The sequence below is a fragment of the Rhodobacter xanthinilyticus genome, assembly GCF_001856665.1.
Classification (GTDB): domain Bacteria; phylum Pseudomonadota; class Alphaproteobacteria; order Rhodobacterales; family Rhodobacteraceae; genus Rhodobacter; species Rhodobacter xanthinilyticus.
The window spans coordinates 1,247,800-1,265,422 of the sequence record NZ_CP017781.1; the positions used below are offsets into that span (position 1 = coordinate 1,247,800).

Here is a 17,623-nt window from a genome sequence, read left to right on the forward strand (position 1 = left end):
GGGGCGCGTGGGGCAGGCGAGGCTGCGTATTTGGACCAAGAAGAAACCCTGCCGCTTCTTCTTGGAAAAAATACGCAAATGCGACCTTGGGGGAGGGCGGGCGTTCAGGCTTTTGACTGGAAGATCAGCCCCGCGCCGGCCGCGATCAGGGCAAAGCCCGCGAGCACCTGCCAGCTCGGGCGCTCGCCGAGCCAGACCCAGGCGAAGAGGATGAAGACCGAGAGCGAGATCACCTCCTGGATGGTCTTGAGCTGGGCGACCGAGAGCGTGGAGGAGCCGATCCGGTTGGCGGGGACCTGGAGCAGATATTCGAAGAAGGCGATCCCCCAGGAGACGAGAATCGCCACGATCAGCGGGGCGGATTTGAACCGCAGATGGCCATACCAGGCGACGGTCATGAACAGGTTCGAGGCGGTGAGGAGTAATATTGTTGCGAGGGGGGCGGGGAGGGTCATGGGGGTCTCTGGGGCGGTTTCGGGGGTGTTTGGCGCAGCGATGCGCTTTTTGCGACGGTTTGTCAGCCTCGGAACCGGCGAAAACGGGCTGGTGGGGCTGAAAATGTGGGCATAAAGTGGCGAAATGCACCGGGAGGGGGCGGAAATTCGCGAGTTTGCAATTTGCTCGGAAATGCCTGCCAACATTTTGCAAATTTTCGGAAATCCGCTTTGTAATATTCTTGCGCAAGTATAGGGTGCGCGAAACCGTCGGAGGGGACCTCATGAAAGATATCCTGAATCAGCTCGAAGAGCGTCGTGCTGCCGCGCGTCTGGGTGGTGGTCAGCGCCGCATCGACGCCCAGCACAAGAAGGGCAAGCTGACCGCGCGCGAGCGCATCGAACTGTTGCTCGACGAGGGCTCCTTCGAAGAATTCGACATGTTCAAGACGCATCGCTGCGTCGATTTCGGGATGCAGGAAGACAAGCCCGCGGGCGACGGCGTCGTCACCGGCTGGGGCACCGTGAACGGCCGGATGGTCTATGTCTTCTCGCAGGACTTCACCGTCTTCGGCGGCTCGCTCTCCGAGACCCACGCCGAAAAGATCTGCAAGATCATGGATATGGCGATGCAGAACGGCGCGCCGGTGATCGGCATGAACGACTCGGGCGGCGCGCGGATCCAAGAAGGCGTGGCCTCGCTCGCCGGCTATGCGGAAGTGTTCCAGAAGAACATCATGGCCTCGGGCGTGATCCCGCAGATCTCGCTGATCATGGGCCCCTGCGCGGGCGGCGCGGTCTATTCGCCGGCGATGACCGACTTCATCTTCATGGTGAAGGACAGCTCCTACATGTTCGTCACCGGCCCCGACGTGGTGAAGACCGTGACCAACGAGATCGTCACCGCCGAAGAGCTGGGCGGCGCCTCGACTCACACCAAGAAGAGCTCGGTCGCCGATGCGGCCTTTGAGAACGACGTCGAGGCGATCGCCGAGACCCGCCGTCTGATCGATTTCCTGCCGCTCTCGAACCGCGAGAAAGCGCCGGTGCGGCCGTTCTTCGACAATGTCGCGCGGGTGGAGGGCAGCCTCGACACGCTGATCCCGGCGAACCCGAACATGCCCTATGACATGAAGGAGCTGATCGTGAAAATCGCCGATGAGGGCGATTTCTACGAGATCCAGAAGGACTTCGCGGGCAATATCATCACCGGCTTCATCCGCATCGAGGGTCAGACCGTCGGCGTCGTGGCGAACCAGCCGATGGTTCTGGCGGGCTGCCTCGATATCGACAGCTCGCGCAAGGCCGCGCGCTTCGTGCGCTTCTGCGACGCGTTCGAGATCCCGATCCTGACGCTCGTCGACGTGCCGGGCTTCCTGCCGGGCACCAGCCAGGAATATGGCGGCGTCATCAAGCACGGCGCGAAGCTGCTCTTCGCTTACGGCGAGGCCACCGTGCCGAAGGTCACGGTGATCACCCGCAAGGCCTATGGCGGCGCCTATGACGTCATGGCCTCCAAGCACCTGCGGGGCGATTTCAACTACGCCTGGCCCTCGGCCGAGATCGCGGTGATGGGCGCCAAGGGCGCGGTCGAGATCCTCTATCGCTCGGAACTGGGCGAGCCGGAGAAGATCGCGGCGCGCACCAAGGATTACGAGGACCGCTTCGCCAACCCCTTCGTGGCCGCCGAGAAGGGCTTCATCGACGAAGTGATCCAGCCGCATTCGACCCGCCGTCGCGTGGCGCGTGCTTTCGCCAGCCTGCGTTCGAAGAAAATCTCGAACCCCTGGAAAAAGCACGACAATATTCCGCTCTGAGGGGCGCGGAATGGGGTGTGCGGCCGGGCGGGGACTGGTGATCGGCGGGGTCGCTCTGGCGGCTCTGGCGACCAGCCTTGCCCGGCCCGTCTCCGCCGAGGAGGCGGGCGCCCTGGTGGCGGTGCCGTCGGGCCGCGAGGTTCGGTGGATCGATGCGATCTCGGATGCGCCGGGGCCCGACGGGCTGACGCTGCGCTTCCGGTTTCTGGTTCCGGCCTTGGGCGCGCCGGTCTGGCAGGAGGCGCCCGAGCGCGCCGAGGCCGACATGCAGGCGCTGTGCGATGGTTTCGCGCTGCCGCGGCTGGCCACGGTCGGGCCGCGCCCGGCGCAGGTGGTGATCAGCCTCTCGGACCGGGTCTTGCCCTTTGGCGAGGTCGACGAGGCGGCGGTGCAATTTTTCGAGGCCTATTCGGTGGCGAATGGGGCCTGTGAGTGGGAGCTCTTTTGATGCGCGCGACGGGGGGAGACATGAGCGGGAGCCGGGCGAAGGCCCGGGCCGCTGATGCGCGCGCGCCACAGGGCGGGGCTTCGCGCGAAACCCCCTTCAAGGCGGGCGCGCGCCGCGCTAGGCTGGCTCCGTGGCAGGATGGTCTGCCGCTTCATTTCATTCCGGGCGCGGGTTTTGTCGCCCCGGACAGGAGAGTCCCATGTCGAAAAATCTGCTTCTCGCCGTCGTTCTCCTCGGTGTCGTCGCGGCTTGCGCGCCGAAAACCGAGCCGGTCGCTCCGGTCAGCGAAGAACCGGTTTACACCGGCAAATACAAGTAACACGTCGGCGCGGCGGGGGGCTTTCCCCGCCGCCCTCGGGCGCCCCGGCGCCGCCGCCCGCCCCTTGCGCGCGGGCCCGTGGTCATGCGATCTCCCGCTTCGCACGAAGGAGGGCAGATCATGCTGAAACACCGCGGCTTCCCCGGCCGTTTGCCGGGCACCGATTTCCAGTTCACGATCCGGCGCGCCAACAAGCAGGGCGCGACCAAGATCATCAAGCGCGAGCGTTTCCGCGACCGGGCGCCGGCCGACAAGCGCGCCGATGCGGGCTTCATGGCGGCGCTGTGGGATCATTTCGGCGAGGAGCCGTTCGAGCGCGGCAATCTCGACGCGGGCCGGCTGAGCTGGCTGATCGGGCGCGAGGTGGTCTGGGCGAGCGAGCCGGCCGACCCGGCCTCTTACGAGCAGCTTCTGCGCATCGATCTGGCGAAGGCCAAGGCCTCTTACCCGGATGTCTTCGAAGACCCCGACCAGTTCGACTGGGAGGCGGAGGACGCGGAGGACGACTGGGAATGAGCGGGCGCGCGCCGATCTCTCACGCCTTTGGGCAGCTTGCCGCCGATCGCGCGGGGCGGGCTGTTTTTGGCTTTGCCAAAGGAGCGATCGGGGCGCAGCATGAGGGCGCGGGCCGGGCTGACCCTGGCGCGGCGCGCACCATCCCTAACCCTTCCTTGACTGCGCGGTCTGGCCCCCCGGCCGGACCGCTTCTTTGCGCAGATCGGCGGGGCGCCGCCCATGGCGCGCCGCGCGGCGCGGCCGGTCACGGAATTCGCTTTCTTTCGCGCGGCGTTGCGCTAGATTCGGGTGAGAAAACAACTCACACCGGAGGCAGTTCCACATGCGCAAACTTCCCGTTCTTCTCGCTCTTCTCGCCGCGACCGCTTCGGTGGCCGGCTGCATGGAAACCCAAGGCCAGCGCGCGCTCGCGGGCGGCGCGGCCGGCGCCCTCATCGCCGATGCGACCGACCAGAACGTCGTCGCGGGCGCGGCGATCGGCGCTCTTGCGGGCGGCGCGAGCTGCAACGCGGGCATCGGGGCGCCTTGCTACTGAGCCGCTGAGCGGCGCTCGGACGGGCGCGCCGGCGCGTGATTTCCGCCCCCGTCGGGGCGCGTCATTCGATGCCATCGGGGCCGCGCGCCCCGGTGGCATTCGCATTTTCGGCACTCTTATCAGCAATCACGAAGAGCGGGCGGGGTGTTGCCTCCGCCCGATGGGAAGGGACTGACATGTTCAAGAAAATCCTGATCGCAAACCGCGGCGAGATCGCCTGCCGCGTCATCAAGTCGGCGCGCAAGATGGGCATCAAGACGGTCGCCGTCTATTCCGATGCCGATGCCAATGCGCTGCACGTCAAGATGGCCGACGAGGCGGTGCATATCGGCCCGCCGCCGGCCAACCAGTCCTATATCGTGATCGACAAGATCATGGACGCGATCCGCCAGACCGGCGCGGAAGCGGTGCACCCGGGCTATGGGTTCCTGTCGGAGAACATGAAATTCGCCGAGGCGCTCGAGAAAGAGGGCGTGGTCTTCATTGGGCCGCCGAGCCCGGCGATCGAGGCGATGGGCGACAAGATCACCTCGAAGAAGCTCGCCAAGGAAGCCGGCGTGTCGACGGTTCCGGGCTATATGGGGCTGATCGCGGATGCCGATGAAGCGGTGAAGATCTCGGGCGAGATCGGCTATCCGGTGATGATCAAGGCCTCCGCCGGCGGCGGCGGCAAGGGCATGCGGATCGCCTGGAACGATCAGGAGGCGCGCGAGGGCTTCGAGAGCTCGAAGAACGAGGCCGCGAACTCCTTCGGCGACGACCGGATCTTCATCGAGAAATTCGTCACCCAACCGCGCCACATCGAGATCCAGGTGCTCGCCGACAAGCACGGCAACTGCGTCTATCTGCATGAGCGCGAATGCTCGATCCAGCGGCGCAACCAGAAGGTCATCGAGGAGGCGCCGAGCCCGTTCCTCGACGCGGCCACCCGCAAGGCGATGGGCGAGCAGGCCTGCGCGCTGGCGAAAGCCGTGGGCTATACCTCGGCGGGCACCGTCGAGTTCATCGTCGATGGCAACAAGAACTTCTACTTCCTCGAGATGAACACCCGTCTGCAGGTGGAACACCCGGTCACCGAGCTGATCACCGGCGTCGACCTCGTCGAGCAGATGATCAACGTGGCTTACGGGCGCGAACTGCCGTTCAAACAGGCGGATCTGAAGATCCACGGCTGGGCGATGGAAAGCCGGCTCTATGCCGAAGACCCCTACCGCAACTTCCTGCCTTCGATCGGCCGGCTGACCAAATACAGCCCGCCCAAAGAAGGCCCGACGCCGCGCGGGGGCATCGTGCGCAACGATACCGGCGTGTTCGAGGGCGGCGAGATCTCGATGTTCTACGACCCGATGATCGCCAAGCTCTGCACCTGGGCGCCGACGCGTCTGGAGGCGATCGAGGAGATGCGGCTCGCGCTCGACACGTTCGAGGTCGAGGGCATCGGCCACAACCTGCCCTTCGTCGCCGCCGTGATGGACCATGACCGCTTCATCAAGGGCAATATCACCACGGCCTTCATCGCCGAGGAATATCCCGAGGGCTTCCAGGGCGTGCAGCTCGACGAAGAGGTGCTGCGCAATGTCGCCGCCGCGATCGCCGCGATGAACCGGGTCTCGGAAATCCGTCAGACGCGGATCTCGGGTACGCTGGGCAACCACGAGCGCAAGGTCGGCGACGATTGGGTCGTGGCGCTGCAAGGCCATGAGTTCCGCGTGCATGTCGCGGCCGACAAGGACGGCTCGACGGTGACCTTCGCCGATGATGACGGCAAGAAGCGCGTGACCTCGGATTGGGTGCCGGGCAAGTCGCTCGCGACGCTCGATGTCGAGGGCGAGCCCCTGGTGCTCAAGGTCGGGCTGATCCCGCAGGGCTTCCGCATCCGGGTGCGCGGCGCCGATCTCAAGGTCCATATCCGCACCCCGCGTCAGCATGAGCTGGCGCTCCTGATGCCGGAGAAACTGCCGCCGGATACCTCGAAATACCTGCTTTGCCCGATGCCGGGTCTGGTCGTGAAGATCAACGTGGCCGAAGGCGACGAGGTGCAGGAAGGGCAGGCGCTCGCGACCGTCGAGGCCATGAAGATGGAAAACATCCTGCGCGCCGAGCGCAAGGGCGTCGTCAAGAAGATCAACGCGGCGCCGGGCGCCTCGCTGAAGGTCGACGAAATCATCATGGAATTCGAATAAGGCTGCGGCCTGTCGAGAGGCCGGGCGCGCCGCCCGGCCGCCAAATCCGGCTCGGGCGCTGCGGCGGCCGGGCCTGCCGGGGAGGGGGGCGGCCTAGCGCGCCGTGCCGTTTCTCAGCTCTTCGCGCCGGATCGGCATCTTGTCGATCGCGCGCATGATCTCGCGCCCGTCCCAGGGGAAGGGTTTGCGGATCGAGAGCTGGCCATCCTTGGTGAAGAGCACGAGCGAAAAGCCGCGCGGGCGCAGTTTTTGCCGCAGCGCGGAGGGCGGCTCGGGCGTGGTATCGGTGATCACCACCACGTCGCGGGCCCAAAGCTCGGGCCAGCGCGCCGCCAGAAGCCGCATCTGCTCGGCGAAGGCCGGGTCGGCGGGGCTGTCGGCAAAGACGACGACCGGGCGACTGGTCCAGACATAGGCTCCGAGATCCGCCGTCTCGCCCGGAACCGGGGCGAAGGCGGGGGGCTCGCCCGGATCTTCGGCAAAGGCCGGGGTCAGGCTGAGCGCCACAAGGGCCGCGAAGATGCGCCAGATCGGCCGGGCGCGAAAGAATTCGGTCATTTGGGCCTCCTGCTTCCTATATAGGGAGCGGAAGGGCCAAGGGAAATGACCCACGCGTGCGCGCGTGAACCCAGATGAGGCCCGGCGGAGCGATCTGCCGGGGGGACGGAAATGCCGGGCAGCGCCGCGGGCAGGACAAGAGAGAGGGACGTTCGATGACGACCAAGAAAGAGGATTGGGCCAAGCTCGCCCAGAAGGAACTGCGCGACAAGCCGCTCGAGAGCCTGACCTGGAACACGCTCGAGGGGATCGCGGTCAAGCCGCTCTATACCGAAGAGGACCTCTCGGGCCTCGATCACCTCGGCACGATGCCGGGGATGGAGCCCTTCACCCGTGGCCCGCGCGCGACGATGTATGCCGGCCGGCCCTGGACGATCCGCCAATATGCGGGCTTCTCGACCGCCGAGGCCTCGAACGCGTTTTACCGCAAGGCGCTGGCCGCGGGTCAGCAGGGCGTGTCGGTGGCCTTCGACCTCGCCACCCACCGCGGCTATGACAGCGACCACGCGCGCGTGGTGGGCGATGTCGGCAAGGCGGGCGTCGCGATCGACAGCGTCGAGGACATGAAGATCCTGTTCGACGGCATCCCGCTCGAGAAGGTCTCGGTCTCGATGACGATGAACGGCGCGGTGATCCCGGTTCTGGCGAATTTCATCGTCACCGGCGAGGAGCAGGGCGTCGACCGCAAGCTCCTGTCGGGCACGATCCAGAACGACATCCTCAAGGAGTTCATGGTCCGCAACACCTATATCTATCCGCCCGAGCCCTCGATGCGGATCATCGCGGATATCATCGAATATACCTCGAACGAGATGCCGAAGTTCAACTCGATCTCGATCTCGGGCTACCACATGCAGGAAGCCGGCGCGAACCTCGTGCAGGAGCTGGCCTTCACGCTGGCCGACGGGCGCGAATATGTGCGCACCGCGATCGCGGCGGGGATGGATGTCGACCAGTTCGCCGGGCGGCTCAGCTTCTTCTTCGCGATCGGGATGAACTTCTTCATGGAAGTCGCCAAGCTGCGCGCGGCGCGGCTGTTGTGGACCCGCATCATGAAGGAATTTGAGCCGAAGAAAGCCTCGAGCCTGATGCTGCGCACCCATTGCCAGACCTCGGGCGTGAGCTTGCAGGAGCAAGACCCCTACAACAACGTGGTGCGCACCGCCTATGAGGCGATGGCGGCGGCGCTGGGCGGGACGCAATCGCTCCATACCAATGCGCTCGACGAGGCGATCGCGCTGCCGACCGAATTCTCGGCCCGGATCGCGCGCAACACCCAGCTGATCTTGCAAGAAGAGACCGGCATCACCCATGTCGTCGACCCGCTGGCGGGCAGCTATTATGTCGAGAGCCTGACGGCGAACCTCGCCGAAGAGGCGTGGAAGCTGATCGAGGAAGTCGAGGCGATGGGCGGGATGACCAAGGCCGTGGCCTCGGGGATGCCCAAGCTCAAGATCGAGGAATCGGCCGCGCGGCGGCAGGCGATGATCGACCGCGGCGAGGAAGTCATTGTTGGCGTGAACAAATATCGTCTCGCCAAGGAAGACCCGATCGACATTCTCGACATCGACAACATGGCGGTGCGCGAGGCGCAGATCGCGCGTCTGACGAAGATGCGTGCGAGCCGCGACGAGGCGAAATGTCAGGCGGCGCTCGCCGAGATCACCCGGCGCGCGAAGGAAGGGGGCAACCTGCTCGAGGCGGCGGTGGAAGCCGCGCGCGCCCGGGCTTCGGTCGGGGAGATCTCGCTCGCCATGGAAGAGGTGTTCGGGCGTCACCGCGCCGAGGTGAAGACCCTCGCCGGGGTTTATGGTGCGGCCTATGAGGGCGATGAGGGCTTTGCGCAGATCCAGCGCGATGTCGAGACATTCGCCGAGGAAGAGGGGCGCCGTCCGCGGATGCTCGTCGTCAAGATGGGCCAGGACGGCCACGACCGCGGCGCCAAGGTGATCGCGACGGCTTTCGCCGATATCGGGTTTGATGTCGATGTCGGGCCGCTCTTCCAGACGCCGGAAGAGGCCGCGCAGGATGCGATCGACAATGACGTGCATATCGTCGGGATCTCGAGCCAGGCGGCGGGGCACAAGACGCTCGCGCCGAAGCTGATCGAGGCGCTCAAGGAGCGCGGCGCCGAGGATATCATCGTGATCTGTGGCGGGGTGATCCCGCAGCAGGATTACGACTATCTCAAGGCCGCGGGCGTGAAGGCGATCTTCGGGCCGGGGACCAATATCCCGGCGGCGGCGCGCGAGATCCTCGATATCGTTCGCGCGACGCGGGCCTGAGGGCGGGTTTTCCGGGGCGCTGCCCCGGACCCCGGGATATTTGAGCATCGTTGAAGGGCAGGGGAGACCTTGCCCTTTTTCCATATCGGGCGCAGGGTTTTGCCGGCGCTGCGGCGCGAAACTTGTCCTTTTGCAACAATCGAGGCGAAGATGATCCGTCCGGCGGAGCTCTCTGACATTGCTGCGGTGCTGGGGGTCTGGAACCCGGTGATCCGCGACACGACGGTGACCTTCTCGAGCGAGGAGAAGACCGAGGCGGGGCTTTGGGAGACGATCGGGGCGCGGCGCGCGGGCGGGCAGGAGTTCCTCGTGGCCGAGGAGGCGGGCGAGATCCTCGGCTTTGTCACCTGGGGGCAGTTTCGCGGCGGCGATGGCTACATTCATGCGATGGAGCACACGATCATCCTGGCGCCGGGGGCGCGCGGGCGGGGGATCGGGCGGGCTTTGATCGAGGCGGCGGAGGCCACGGCGCGGGCCGCGGGGGCGCATATTCTGGTCGCGGGGATCTCGGCGGAGAACGGGCCTGCGCTCGCCTTTCACCGGGCGGTGGGGTTCGAGGAGGCCGGGCGGGTGCGTGAGGCGGGGCGGAAATTCGGTCGCTGGATTGATCTTGTCTTGATGCAAAAGCGGCTGTGAGGCGTTAAGCTCGGGCCATGGACAAGCCGGTTTCTCTTTGGGTGCGCATCGGCGATGCGCTGGCGGCTCTGGCGCGGGGCGAGGGGTTGTCGGTCGTGTTCGACCGGCTGCGCGCGCCGCCGGAGCGCTCGGTGGCCTTCACGATCGCGGTGATTGCGCTTGGCGCGAAGATGGCCAAGGCCGATGGCCAGGTCACGCGCGACGAGGTGGCGGCGTTTCGGCGGGTGTTCCAGATCCCGCCGGAGGAGGAGGCCAATGCGGCGCGGGTGTTCAACCTCGCGCGCACCGATGTGGCGGGGTTTGACGCTTATGCGCGCAAGATCGCGGCGATGTTCGGCCCGGGCGCGCCGGTTTTGAAGGACCTGCTCGAGGGGTTGTTCGCGATCGCGCTGGCGGATGGCGATTATCACGAGAATGAGGATAGCTTCCTCGCCGAGGTGGCGCGGGCCTTCGGGCTGGGGGAGGGGTGTTTTCGGGCGGTGCGGGCGGCCTGGGTGCCTGATGCGGTGCCTGATCCGTGGTCGGTGCTCGATCTGGCCCCGGGCACGCCTTTGGCGCAGGTGCGCGCGCGCTGGAAGGCCTTGGTGCGCGAGGCGCACCCCGACCGGGCGGTGGCGCGGGGCTTGCCGGCGGAGGCGGTGCGGCTGGCCGAGGCGCGGCTCGTGGCGCTCAACCGGGCCTGGGAGGCGATCCGGGAGGAGGGCGCGGATGCGGATCGCGACCTATAATGTCGAGTGGTTCACCGAGCTTTTCGACCGGCGCGGCAAGATCCTGGACGATGCGGCCTGGTCGGCGCGCTATCAGGTGAGCCGGGCCGAGCAGCTTGGCGCGCTGGGGATCGTCTTCACCGCGATCGACGCGGATGTGGTGCTGATCGTCGAGGCGCCCGATGACAACGGCCGGCGCAGCACGGTGGCGATGCTCGAGGCCTTTGCGGCGCTTTTCGGGCTGCGGCAGCGGCGCGCGCTTCTGGGCTTTGCCAATGAGACCCAGCAGGAGATTGCGCTCCTTTATGACCCCGATGTGGTCAGCGCCCGCCATGACCCGCGCGGCGGGCCGGGGGCGAGCCCGCGGTTTGACAAGAGCCTGCGGATCGACCTCGATATTGATGCGACTTTGGACACGGTGACATTTTCCAAGCCGCCATTGGAGGTGGAATTGGAAACGAAAACCGGGGCGCGGCTGCGGCTCATCGGGGTGCATATCAAGTCGAAGGCGCCGCATGGGGCGCGCTCGGCGGAGAGCGAGACGCGGATTGCGATCGAGAACCGGCGCAAGCAGCTGGCGCAATGTATCTGGCTGCGGCAGCGGGTGGATGAGCATCTCGACGCGGGCGAGGACGTGATCGTGCTGGGCGATTTCAACGACGGGCCGGGGCTTGATGAGTATGAAAAGCTCTTCGGGCGGTCGGGGGTGGAGACCGTTCTGGGCGCGGGGGGGCCGGCGGAGCGGCAGCTCCATGACCCCCATGCGCGGCTCCACCGGGGCCATGCGACGGCGGCGGCGCCGAGCTCGGCGCGGTTCTATCAGGTTGAGCAGGAACAATATTTCTCCGCGATGCTGGATTATATCATGGTCTCGGCGGGGCTGTGCGGGCGGGCGCCGCGCTGGCGGATCTGGCATCCGTTCGACGACCCGGTCTGTTACCGCACGCCCGAGCTGCGCGAGGCGCTGTTGCAAGCCTCGGACCATTTTCCGGTGACGCTGGATCTCGAGTTCGGGGGGGTGAGATGAGGGTTTTGGCGGTTTTGGCGGTTTTGGCGGGGCTGGGCGGGGCTTCGGCCGAGGAGGCGCCCGCGCCCGCGCCCGAGGCGCCGATCGACGAGGGATTTTCGCTCCTCGAGGAGGGGGCGAAGCTGATCCTGCGCGGGCTGTTCGACGAGATGGGGCCGGCGCTCGAGGAGGCGCAGAAGGGCCTCGCGGAGGCGGGCGAGCGGCTCGGGCCGGCGCTGGCGCAGCTCGGCGCGCTGATCGACGATGTGCAAAATTACGAGGCGCCCGAGCGGCTGCCGAACGGCGATATCGTGATCCGGCGCAAGCCCGGCGCGCCGGCGCCGCCGCCCCTGCCCGAGGGGGAGGGGGCGCCAAAAGCCGGAGCCCCCGCCACGCCCGGCGAGGTAGAGCTTTGATTTTCTGAGTAAAACGCCGCCGGGGGCGACGCTTCATTCGGGCAGGATCACCTTCGGCGCGACCTTCAGCGCGCTGGCGAGCGAGGCGAAGCGCGATTCGGCGACCTCGCCGAAGAGGCCCGCGCCCTTCTTGGTGAGCTTGAGCTCCAGCACGCCCTTTTTCGCCTTCAGCTCGAGCTGGCCGGCATCTTGCGGGTCGCCGATGGTGAACATCGCGCCAAAGCGCATCGCCTTGCCGAGCACCTCGGCGCGCTGGATCTGCTCGGCGGTGAGCAGGGTGAAGAGCGGCTCGAAGCGCGAGCCCGCGCGCGAGTTCTTGTAGCGGTGCAGGAGCGCGAGGCCGAGGAACACCCGCTCGGGGTGGCTCAGCGCGGCGAGATTGGCGCGGGTGACATTGTCGAAACAGGCCTCGGCGCGGTAATCGGGGTGGGTGCGCCAGGTCGTGTCATGGAGCAGGCAGGCCGCGCGGATCAGCCGGTAGAGCTCGGGCGGGGTCTCGCCGAAGATCGGCTGGATGAAGGCGTGGAGCTTCTTGCCAAAGCCCGGGATCCGCGCCATCGCGCGTTCGGAATGGCGGCAGGCCTCGATCAGCGGGTCGCGCCGGCGCAGCCGTTCAGGCATTTGCTCGTAAAGCAGGCCCTCGCGGATGCCGTAGGAGGACACGTCGATTTCCTTCGGCGCGAAGGTCTCGACCAATTCGCGCAGAACGAGGCTCGCGAGCGGCACGAGCTCGATGCGCGCGGCCGAGATGCCGGTGCGCGCGCGCAGCTCGGCGAGGTCGCTTTTCTCGATCCACTCAAGGGTCTTGAAGAGGCCCTCGGGCTCCATCCGGTATTCATGGAGCACCATCAAGGGATAGCCCGCGCGCTCCATGTCGAGCCGGCCGATCGCGCGCCAGGAGCCGCCGACGAGATAGATGCGCTCATGCTCGGTGCCGACGGCGCGGGCGAGCTCGGCCACCACCGATTTGATATGCGCAAGCAGCTCCTTGCGCCCGCCCTTGACCTGTTGCAGCCGGAACGGCCCGAGCGGCGAGGTCACGCGCCGCCAGACCCGCCCGTCGCGGATCTCGGCGAGCTCCATCGAATTGCCGCCGATATCGCAGATCAGCCCCGCCGCCTCGGGCCAGCCCAGAAGCACGCCCTGCGCCGAGAGGCGGGCCTCCTCGGGGCCGTCGATGACATGGAGCTTGAGGCCGGTCTCGCGCTCGACGAGGCGTTGGAACTCGGGGCCGTCCTCGGCCTCGCGCACGGCGGCGGTGGCGACGCAGGTGAGCGGGCCGATGCCCATGCCTTGGGCCAGCGCCGAGAAGCGTTTGAGCGCGGCAAAGGCGCGCTCGCGCCCGCGCGGGTTCAGCCGGCCGGTTTCCGCCAGCCCCTGACCGAGCCCCGCCATCACCTTTTCATTGTAGAAATAGGCCGGGCTGCGGGCGGCGCCGTCGAAGACGACCATCCGCACCGAGTTCGAGCCCACGTCGACCACCCCCACGCGGCTGAGCGCGCGGGCGGAGGGGTCGTCGAAAAGCGGTTTGCCGAAGGGATCCCACTCGTCGCCCGCGGCGGCGCCGGGGCTTTGCGATGTCGCGTTCATTCTGCCGTCCGTCTTTATGGCCGGCCCCGAGTCGCCCCGGGGGTGCGTCACCCTAGCCCTTATTCGGGGCCATGGGCAAGTTTCGGCACATCTTTCGCCCCCGCCGAGCCGCGCCCGGAGAGCGAGGGGTTCTCCATGAAGAAGCGGTGGCAGGAGAACAGATCGTCGCGCCCCTCGGGCAGATCGCGCAGGAAGCGGCCATCGGGGTGCAGCACCCAGGTTTGCGCCTCGTCGGCCATGTTGGCGGCCATGATCTGGCTGACGATCTGGGCTTTCACCGTGTCGTTCATCGCCTCGACGAGGGTCTCGACACGGCGGTTGAGGTTGCGCCCCATCCAGTCGGCCGAGGAGAAGAACACGCGCGCCTGTTTCGAGGGCAGGCCCGCGCCATTGCCAAAGCACACGATGCGCGAATGTTCGAGGAAGCGCCCGACGATCGACTTGACGCGGATGGTTTCGGAAAGGCCCTTGATGCCGGGGCGCAGCCCGCAGATGCCGCGGATCACCAGCGAGATCTTCACCCCGGCCTGGCTTGCGGCATAGAGCGCGTCGATCACCTCGGGGTCGATGAGCGAGTTCATCTTCGCCCAGATCTGCGCCGGCCGGCCCGCGCGGGCGTGTTCGGCCTCGGCGGCGATCAGCTCGAGCAGGCGCGGCTTGAGCGTGATCGGCGAGATCGCGAGGTTTTCCAGCCCCGCGGGTTGGACATAGCCCGAGAGATAGTTGAACACCTTCGTCGCATCGCGCCCGAGCGCGGTATCGCAGGTGAAGAAGCTCAGGTCGGTGTAGATCTTGGCGGTGATCGGGTGGTAATTGCCGGTGCCGTAATGGGTATAGGTGACCAGGCTGTCGCCCTCGCGGCGCACCACGGTCGAGATTTTCGCATGCGTTTTCAGATGCATGAAGCCGTAGACGACATGGGCGCCGGCGCGTTCGAGGCGGCGCGACTGGCGGATGTTGGCGGCCTCGTCGAAGCGCGCCTTCAGCTCGACGAGCGCGGTCACCGATTTGCCGCTCTCGGCCGCTTCACAGAGCGCATCGACGATCGGGCTGTCTTTCGAGGTGCGGTAGAGGGTCTGTTTGATCGCCAGCACATTGGGGTCGTTCGCCGCCTGTTGCAGGAAGCGGATCACCATGTCGAAGGTCTCGTAGGGGTGGTGCAGCAGCATGTCCTTTTGCCGGATCGCGGCGAACATGTCGCCGCCGTGATCCTGAACGCGCTCGGGCACGCGCGGCGTGAAGGCGGGCCACAGCAGTTCGGGGCGCGAGGAGAGGACCAGCTCCTTGAGGTCGGCGATGCCCAGAAGGCCATGCATTTCAACCACTTCGGAGGGGTCGACGGCGAGCTCGTCCATGATCAGCGCGCGCAGCGATTCCGGCGCGCCGGCGGTGATCTTCATGCGGATCACCTGGCCGCGGCGGCGCCGTTTGAGGGCGGTCTCGAATTCGCGCACGAGGTCTTCGGCCTCGTCCTCGACCTCGAGATCGCTGTCGCGCAGCACCCGGAAGGCGCAATGCCCGGCATCGGAATAGCCGGGGAAGAGCATCCCGAGATGGAGCATCAGGAGCTCCTCGAGCGGCAGGAACCGCGCCTCGCCCGGCAGGCGCACGAAGCGGTCGATCTGTTGCGGGATCGGCAGGAGCGCCTGCAGGCGGCGCTTGTCGGTCTGGCGTTCGAGCTCGAGCGCGAGGCAAAAGCCCGTGTTGGGGATGAAGGGGAACGGGTGCGCCGGGTCGATCGCGAGGGGCGAGAGCACCGGGAAGACCTTGTTGAGGAAGTGATCGGCGAGGAAGGCGCGGTCGGCCTCGGTCAGGCGCGCGCGCGGCACGAGCTGGATGCCCGCGCGCTCCATCTCGGCTTTCAGCCGCTCCCAGGTGGCTTGCTGGGCCTCCATCAGCTGGCGCGCATCGGCGTTGATCAGGACGAGCTGTTCGGCGGCGGAGAGCCCGTCGTCGGAGGGGGTGGTGTTGCCCTCGCGCACGAGTTCGCGCAGCCCCGCGACGCGGACGGTGTAGAATTCATCGAGGTTGGTGGCCGAGATCGACAGGAAGCGCAGCCGTTCGAGAAGCGGCACCCGCGGGTTGGCGGCCTCCTCGAGCACGCGCCAGTTGAAGGCGAGCCAGGAGAGCTCGCGGTTGAAGAAGCGCTTGGGCCCGGAGATCACCTCGGGGGGCATCTCGACGGGCGGGGCGAAGGGGGTCTTGAGGAAATCAGCCTGGGTCATGGCGCGCTTATGAGGTTGAATTGTAACGGCTTGATAACATTCTGCGCCGCTCAGGCGAGACTGTCCAGAACCTCTGCGGCGAGCGGGCGGGTGATCGCGCGGCCCTGCGCGAGGGCGCGGGCGTCAAGCGCGGCGACGAGGCGGCGGGCCTGGGCAAGCGAGCGGTCCATGCGGGTCACGAGCCAGGGGATCAGCGCGGGGGCGACGGTGAGCTGGCGGTCGGCGAAGAGTTTGACGAGGACCGCGGCGAGGAGCGCGTCATCGGGGGGCGCGATGGTGACCTGGGCGGTGGCCTGCATGCGGCTGGCGAGATCGGGCAGGGTGAGGCGCCAATCCCGCGGCGGGGTGGCGGCGGTGATCAGAAGCTCGCCCCCCTCGGCCTGCATCAGGTTGTGGAGGTGAAAGAGCGCCTCCTCGGCCTGCGGCTGACCCGCGGCGCGGTCGGCATCCTCGATGACCGCAGCGCCCGCGCGGGCGAGCGTTTCGGCCAGATCATCGGTCAGATCGGCCGCGCGGGCGAGCGGCGCGCGATGTTCCTCGGCCCAGATCGCGGCGAGATGCGATTTGCCCGCGCCCTCGGGGCCGATCAGCAGCATCCGGCGCTGCGGCCAGAGGGCGGGGGTGTCGAGCGTGGCGAGCGCGAGCGCATTCGCGGGCGCGACGAAGAAATCCTCTCGGCCCTGCGAGGAGCGCAGCGGCAGGTCGAAAATCATCTGCTCGGTCAAGGGCTTCAGTCCTCCGCGGGGTGATGGGCGAGAGGCCCGTCCTCCGCCTGCACCGCCGCCGCTTCATCGCGCCCGGCAAAGCCTTTGTAAAGCCGCCCCTCGAGGTAGTGATCGATGGCAAAGCGCGTCAGAACCCCGATCATCGCCGCGACCGGCACCGCGACGAGCATGCCGACGAAGCCGAAAAGCGTGCCGAAGGCGGAGAGCGCGAAGATCAGCCACAGCGGATGCAGCCCCACCGAGGAGCCGACGAGGCGCGGGGTGATGACATTGCCCTCGAGGAACTGGCCGACCGCGAAGATCGCCGCGACGATGCCGATCGCCACCCAGTCGCCCCAGAACTGAAACAGCGCCAGCCCGATCGCGAGCGCGCCGCCGACCAGCGCGCCGACATAGGGGATGAAGGTCAGCCCGCCCGCGATCGCCCCCGCGATCAGCCCGAAATTGAGCCCCGCAAGCATCAGCGCGACCGCGTAGAAGGCGCCGAGGATCAGGCAGACCGAGACCTGCCCGCGCACGAAGCCCGAGAGCACCCGGTCGATCTCGCGGGCGAGCGCGCGCACCGTCTCGACATGGTCGCGCGGCAGCCAACTGTCGATTTTCGCGACCATATTGTCCCAATCGAGCAGCATGTAGAAGGCCACGACCGGAACCACCACGACGAGCACGATGAAGTTCACCACCCCCATCGCCGAGGACAGCAGCGTCTGCGCAAGCTCGCCGCCGCGGTCCTTGACCGAGGTGCCAAAGGAGGTGAGCGTTTCATTGACCACCGAGCCCGGCTCGATCAGCGAGGGGAAGGTGGTGGTGAGGAAATTCATCAGCCGCTGCGTCGCCTCGGGGGCGATCTCGACGAGCTGGGTGAGCTGGCGCACCATCGCGGGGATGATCGCGAGCGCCAGCACCACGAAGGCGAGCGTCGCGATCAGCGCGATCACCGCGGTCGCGGCGGGGCGCGACAGGCCCATCCGCTCGAGCCGGTCGGCCAGCGGGTCGAGGAAATAGGCGATCGCGCCGCCGATCAGGAAGGGCAGGATCACCTGGCCCAGCCCCCAGAGCGCGAGCGCGAAGAGAAGCGCCGCGACGCCCCAATAGAGGACTTGTTGACGCACCGGCAGGGACATCGGGGATCCTTTCAAAAACTCCGGGTGAGATTGGCCTTTTTGGCGCCCAAATCAAGGGGCGGCGGTTGACGCCCCTGCCGCGCGCGGCTCTATTGGTGA

The 17,623-nt window shown here is 67.0% G+C and carries 16 protein-coding genes; 10 read left to right on the forward strand and 6 right to left on the reverse strand.

Going from position 1 to position 17,623, the window contains the following annotated elements; genetic code table 11:
* Positions 1 to 104: 104 nt before the first annotated feature.
* A complete protein-coding gene (locus LPB142_RS06200; RefSeq protein ID WP_068767394.1) occupies positions 105 to 455 on the reverse strand; it encodes a DMT family protein in 351 nt (116 codons plus the stop codon).
* A 263-nt stretch (positions 456 to 718) separates the two neighbouring features.
* On the opposite strand from LPB142_RS06200, the gene LPB142_RS06205 reads away from it, so the two are divergent.
* From LPB142_RS06205 to LPB142_RS06225, 5 genes are all read left to right on the forward strand, one after another.
* Positions 719 to 2,251 (forward strand): acyl-CoA carboxylase subunit beta, encoded by a 1,533-nt coding sequence (locus LPB142_RS06205; RefSeq protein WP_068767501.1) that lies wholly within the window; start codon positions 719 to 721, stop codon positions 2,249 to 2,251.
* Between the two features lie 10 nt (positions 2,252 to 2,261).
* Positions 2,262 to 2,699 carry a DUF6497 family protein gene (locus LPB142_RS06210; protein ID WP_232230986.1) on the forward strand — a complete coding sequence of 146 codons (438 nt, stop codon included), beginning with the start codon at positions 2,262 to 2,264 and terminating at the stop codon, positions 2,697 to 2,699.
* Positions 2,700 to 3,138: 439 nt separating this feature from the next.
* Positions 3,139 to 3,534, forward strand: a complete 396-nt coding sequence (locus LPB142_RS06215) for a hypothetical protein (RefSeq protein WP_068767393.1) — start codon at positions 3,139 to 3,141, stop codon at positions 3,532 to 3,534.
* Between the two features lie 322 nt (positions 3,535 to 3,856).
* Complete coding sequence (locus LPB142_RS06220; protein WP_068767392.1) at positions 3,857 to 4,069, forward strand: hypothetical protein; 213 nt, start codon at positions 3,857 to 3,859, stop codon at positions 4,067 to 4,069.
* Positions 4,070 to 4,245: 176 nt separating this feature from the next.
* Positions 4,246 to 6,252, forward strand: coding sequence for an acetyl-CoA carboxylase biotin carboxylase subunit (locus LPB142_RS06225; protein WP_071165840.1), 2,007 nt, complete (start codon positions 4,246 to 4,248; stop codon positions 6,250 to 6,252).
* A 93-nt stretch (positions 6,253 to 6,345) separates the two neighbouring features.
* Here the strand turns inward: LPB142_RS06225 and LPB142_RS06230 are convergent, their stop codons facing one another.
* Positions 6,346 to 6,810, reverse strand: a complete 465-nt coding sequence (locus LPB142_RS06230; RefSeq protein ID WP_068767390.1) for a DUF4174 domain-containing protein — start codon at positions 6,808 to 6,810, stop codon at positions 6,346 to 6,348.
* Between the two features lie 155 nt (positions 6,811 to 6,965).
* Here LPB142_RS06230 and scpA point away from each other — a divergent pair, with 155 nt between their 5' ends.
* The 5 genes from scpA (at position 6,966) to LPB142_RS06255 (ending at position 11,860) form a co-directional block, all read left to right on the forward strand.
* The gene (scpA, locus tag LPB142_RS06235) at positions 6,966 to 9,095 is read left to right on the forward strand and encodes a methylmalonyl-CoA mutase (RefSeq protein WP_068767389.1); all 2,130 of its coding nucleotides are present in this window, start codon (positions 6,966 to 6,968) and stop codon (positions 9,093 to 9,095) included.
* 150 nt (positions 9,096 to 9,245) lie between these two features.
* Positions 9,246 to 9,731, forward strand: a complete 486-nt coding sequence (locus LPB142_RS06240) for a GNAT family N-acetyltransferase (protein WP_071167152.1) — start codon at positions 9,246 to 9,248, stop codon at positions 9,729 to 9,731.
* Between the two features lie 17 nt (positions 9,732 to 9,748).
* The gene (locus LPB142_RS06245) at positions 9,749 to 10,459 is read left to right on the forward strand and encodes a tellurite resistance TerB family protein (protein ID WP_068767388.1); all 711 of its coding nucleotides are present in this window, start codon (positions 9,749 to 9,751) and stop codon (positions 10,457 to 10,459) included.
* Entirely contained in the window at positions 10,440 to 11,465 is a 1,026-nt protein-coding gene (locus LPB142_RS06250) for an endonuclease/exonuclease/phosphatase family protein (RefSeq protein ID WP_071165841.1), read from the forward strand. The genes LPB142_RS06245 and LPB142_RS06250 overlap by 20 nt, the downstream gene beginning before the upstream one ends.
* On the forward strand, positions 11,462 to 11,860 hold the full coding sequence (locus tag LPB142_RS06255) for a hypothetical protein (RefSeq protein WP_071165842.1): 399 nt from the start codon (positions 11,462 to 11,464) through the stop codon (positions 11,858 to 11,860). Before LPB142_RS06250 ends, LPB142_RS06255 begins: the two co-directional genes overlap by 4 nt.
* A gap of 33 nt (positions 11,861 to 11,893) precedes the next feature.
* On the opposite strand, the gene LPB142_RS06260 is transcribed toward LPB142_RS06255, so the two are convergent.
* Genes LPB142_RS06260 through LPB142_RS06275 form a run of 4 tightly spaced genes read right to left on the reverse strand, consistent with a single transcriptional unit; the run spans position 11,894 to position 17,524 of the window.
* Entirely contained in the window at positions 11,894 to 13,450 is a 1,557-nt protein-coding gene (locus LPB142_RS06260; RefSeq protein WP_071165843.1) for a Ppx/GppA family phosphatase, read from the reverse strand.
* A 59-nt stretch (positions 13,451 to 13,509) separates the two neighbouring features.
* Positions 13,510 to 15,675 (reverse strand): RNA degradosome polyphosphate kinase, encoded by a 2,166-nt coding sequence (locus tag LPB142_RS06265; protein WP_068767384.1) that lies wholly within the window; start codon positions 15,673 to 15,675, stop codon positions 13,510 to 13,512.
* A gap of 50 nt (positions 15,676 to 15,725) precedes the next feature.
* Entirely contained in the window at positions 15,726 to 16,400 is a 675-nt protein-coding gene (locus LPB142_RS06270; protein WP_156894325.1) for a P-loop NTPase family protein, read from the reverse strand.
* Positions 16,401 to 16,405: 5 nt separating this feature from the next.
* The gene (locus tag LPB142_RS06275; RefSeq protein ID WP_068767383.1) at positions 16,406 to 17,524 is read right to left on the reverse strand and encodes an AI-2E family transporter; all 1,119 of its coding nucleotides are present in this window, start codon (positions 17,522 to 17,524) and stop codon (positions 16,406 to 16,408) included.
* Positions 17,525 to 17,623 lie beyond the last annotated feature (99 nt).

What these genes read in the sequence shown, in the direction of transcription:
- LPB142_RS06200 (WP_068767394.1), bottom strand. Translation starts at nt 455, where the DNA reads ATGACCCTCCCCGCCCCCCTCGCAACAATATTACTCCTCACCGCCTCG.
- LPB142_RS06205 (WP_068767501.1), top strand. Translation starts at nt 719, where the DNA reads ATGAAAGATATCCTGAATCAGCTCGAAGAGCGTCGTGCTGCCGCGCGT.
- LPB142_RS06210 (WP_232230986.1), top strand. Translation starts at nt 2,262, where the DNA reads ATGGGGTGTGCGGCCGGGCGGGGACTGGTGATCGGCGGGGTCGCTCTG.
- LPB142_RS06215 (WP_068767393.1), top strand. Translation starts at nt 3,139, where the DNA reads ATGCTGAAACACCGCGGCTTCCCCGGCCGTTTGCCGGGCACCGATTTC.
- LPB142_RS06220 (WP_068767392.1), top strand. Translation starts at nt 3,857, where the DNA reads ATGCGCAAACTTCCCGTTCTTCTCGCTCTTCTCGCCGCGACCGCTTCG.
- LPB142_RS06225 (WP_071165840.1), top strand. Translation starts at nt 4,246, where the DNA reads ATGTTCAAGAAAATCCTGATCGCAAACCGCGGCGAGATCGCCTGCCGC.
- LPB142_RS06230 (WP_068767390.1), bottom strand. Translation starts at nt 6,810, where the DNA reads ATGACCGAATTCTTTCGCGCCCGGCCGATCTGGCGCATCTTCGCGGCC.
- scpA (WP_068767389.1), top strand. Translation starts at nt 6,966, where the DNA reads ATGACGACCAAGAAAGAGGATTGGGCCAAGCTCGCCCAGAAGGAACTG.
- LPB142_RS06240 (WP_071167152.1), top strand. Translation starts at nt 9,246, where the DNA reads ATGATCCGTCCGGCGGAGCTCTCTGACATTGCTGCGGTGCTGGGGGTC.
- LPB142_RS06245 (WP_068767388.1), top strand. Translation starts at nt 9,749, where the DNA reads ATGGACAAGCCGGTTTCTCTTTGGGTGCGCATCGGCGATGCGCTGGCG.
- LPB142_RS06250 (WP_071165841.1), top strand. Translation starts at nt 10,440, where the DNA reads ATGCGGATCGCGACCTATAATGTCGAGTGGTTCACCGAGCTTTTCGAC.
- LPB142_RS06255 (WP_071165842.1), top strand. Translation starts at nt 11,462, where the DNA reads ATGAGGGTTTTGGCGGTTTTGGCGGTTTTGGCGGGGCTGGGCGGGGCT.
- LPB142_RS06260 (WP_071165843.1), bottom strand. Translation starts at nt 13,450, where the DNA reads ATGAACGCGACATCGCAAAGCCCCGGCGCCGCCGCGGGCGACGAGTGG.
- LPB142_RS06265 (WP_068767384.1), bottom strand. Translation starts at nt 15,675, where the DNA reads ATGACCCAGGCTGATTTCCTCAAGACCCCCTTCGCCCCGCCCGTCGAG.
- LPB142_RS06275 (WP_068767383.1), bottom strand. Translation starts at nt 17,524, where the DNA reads ATGTCCCTGCCGGTGCGTCAACAAGTCCTCTATTGGGGCGTCGCGGCG.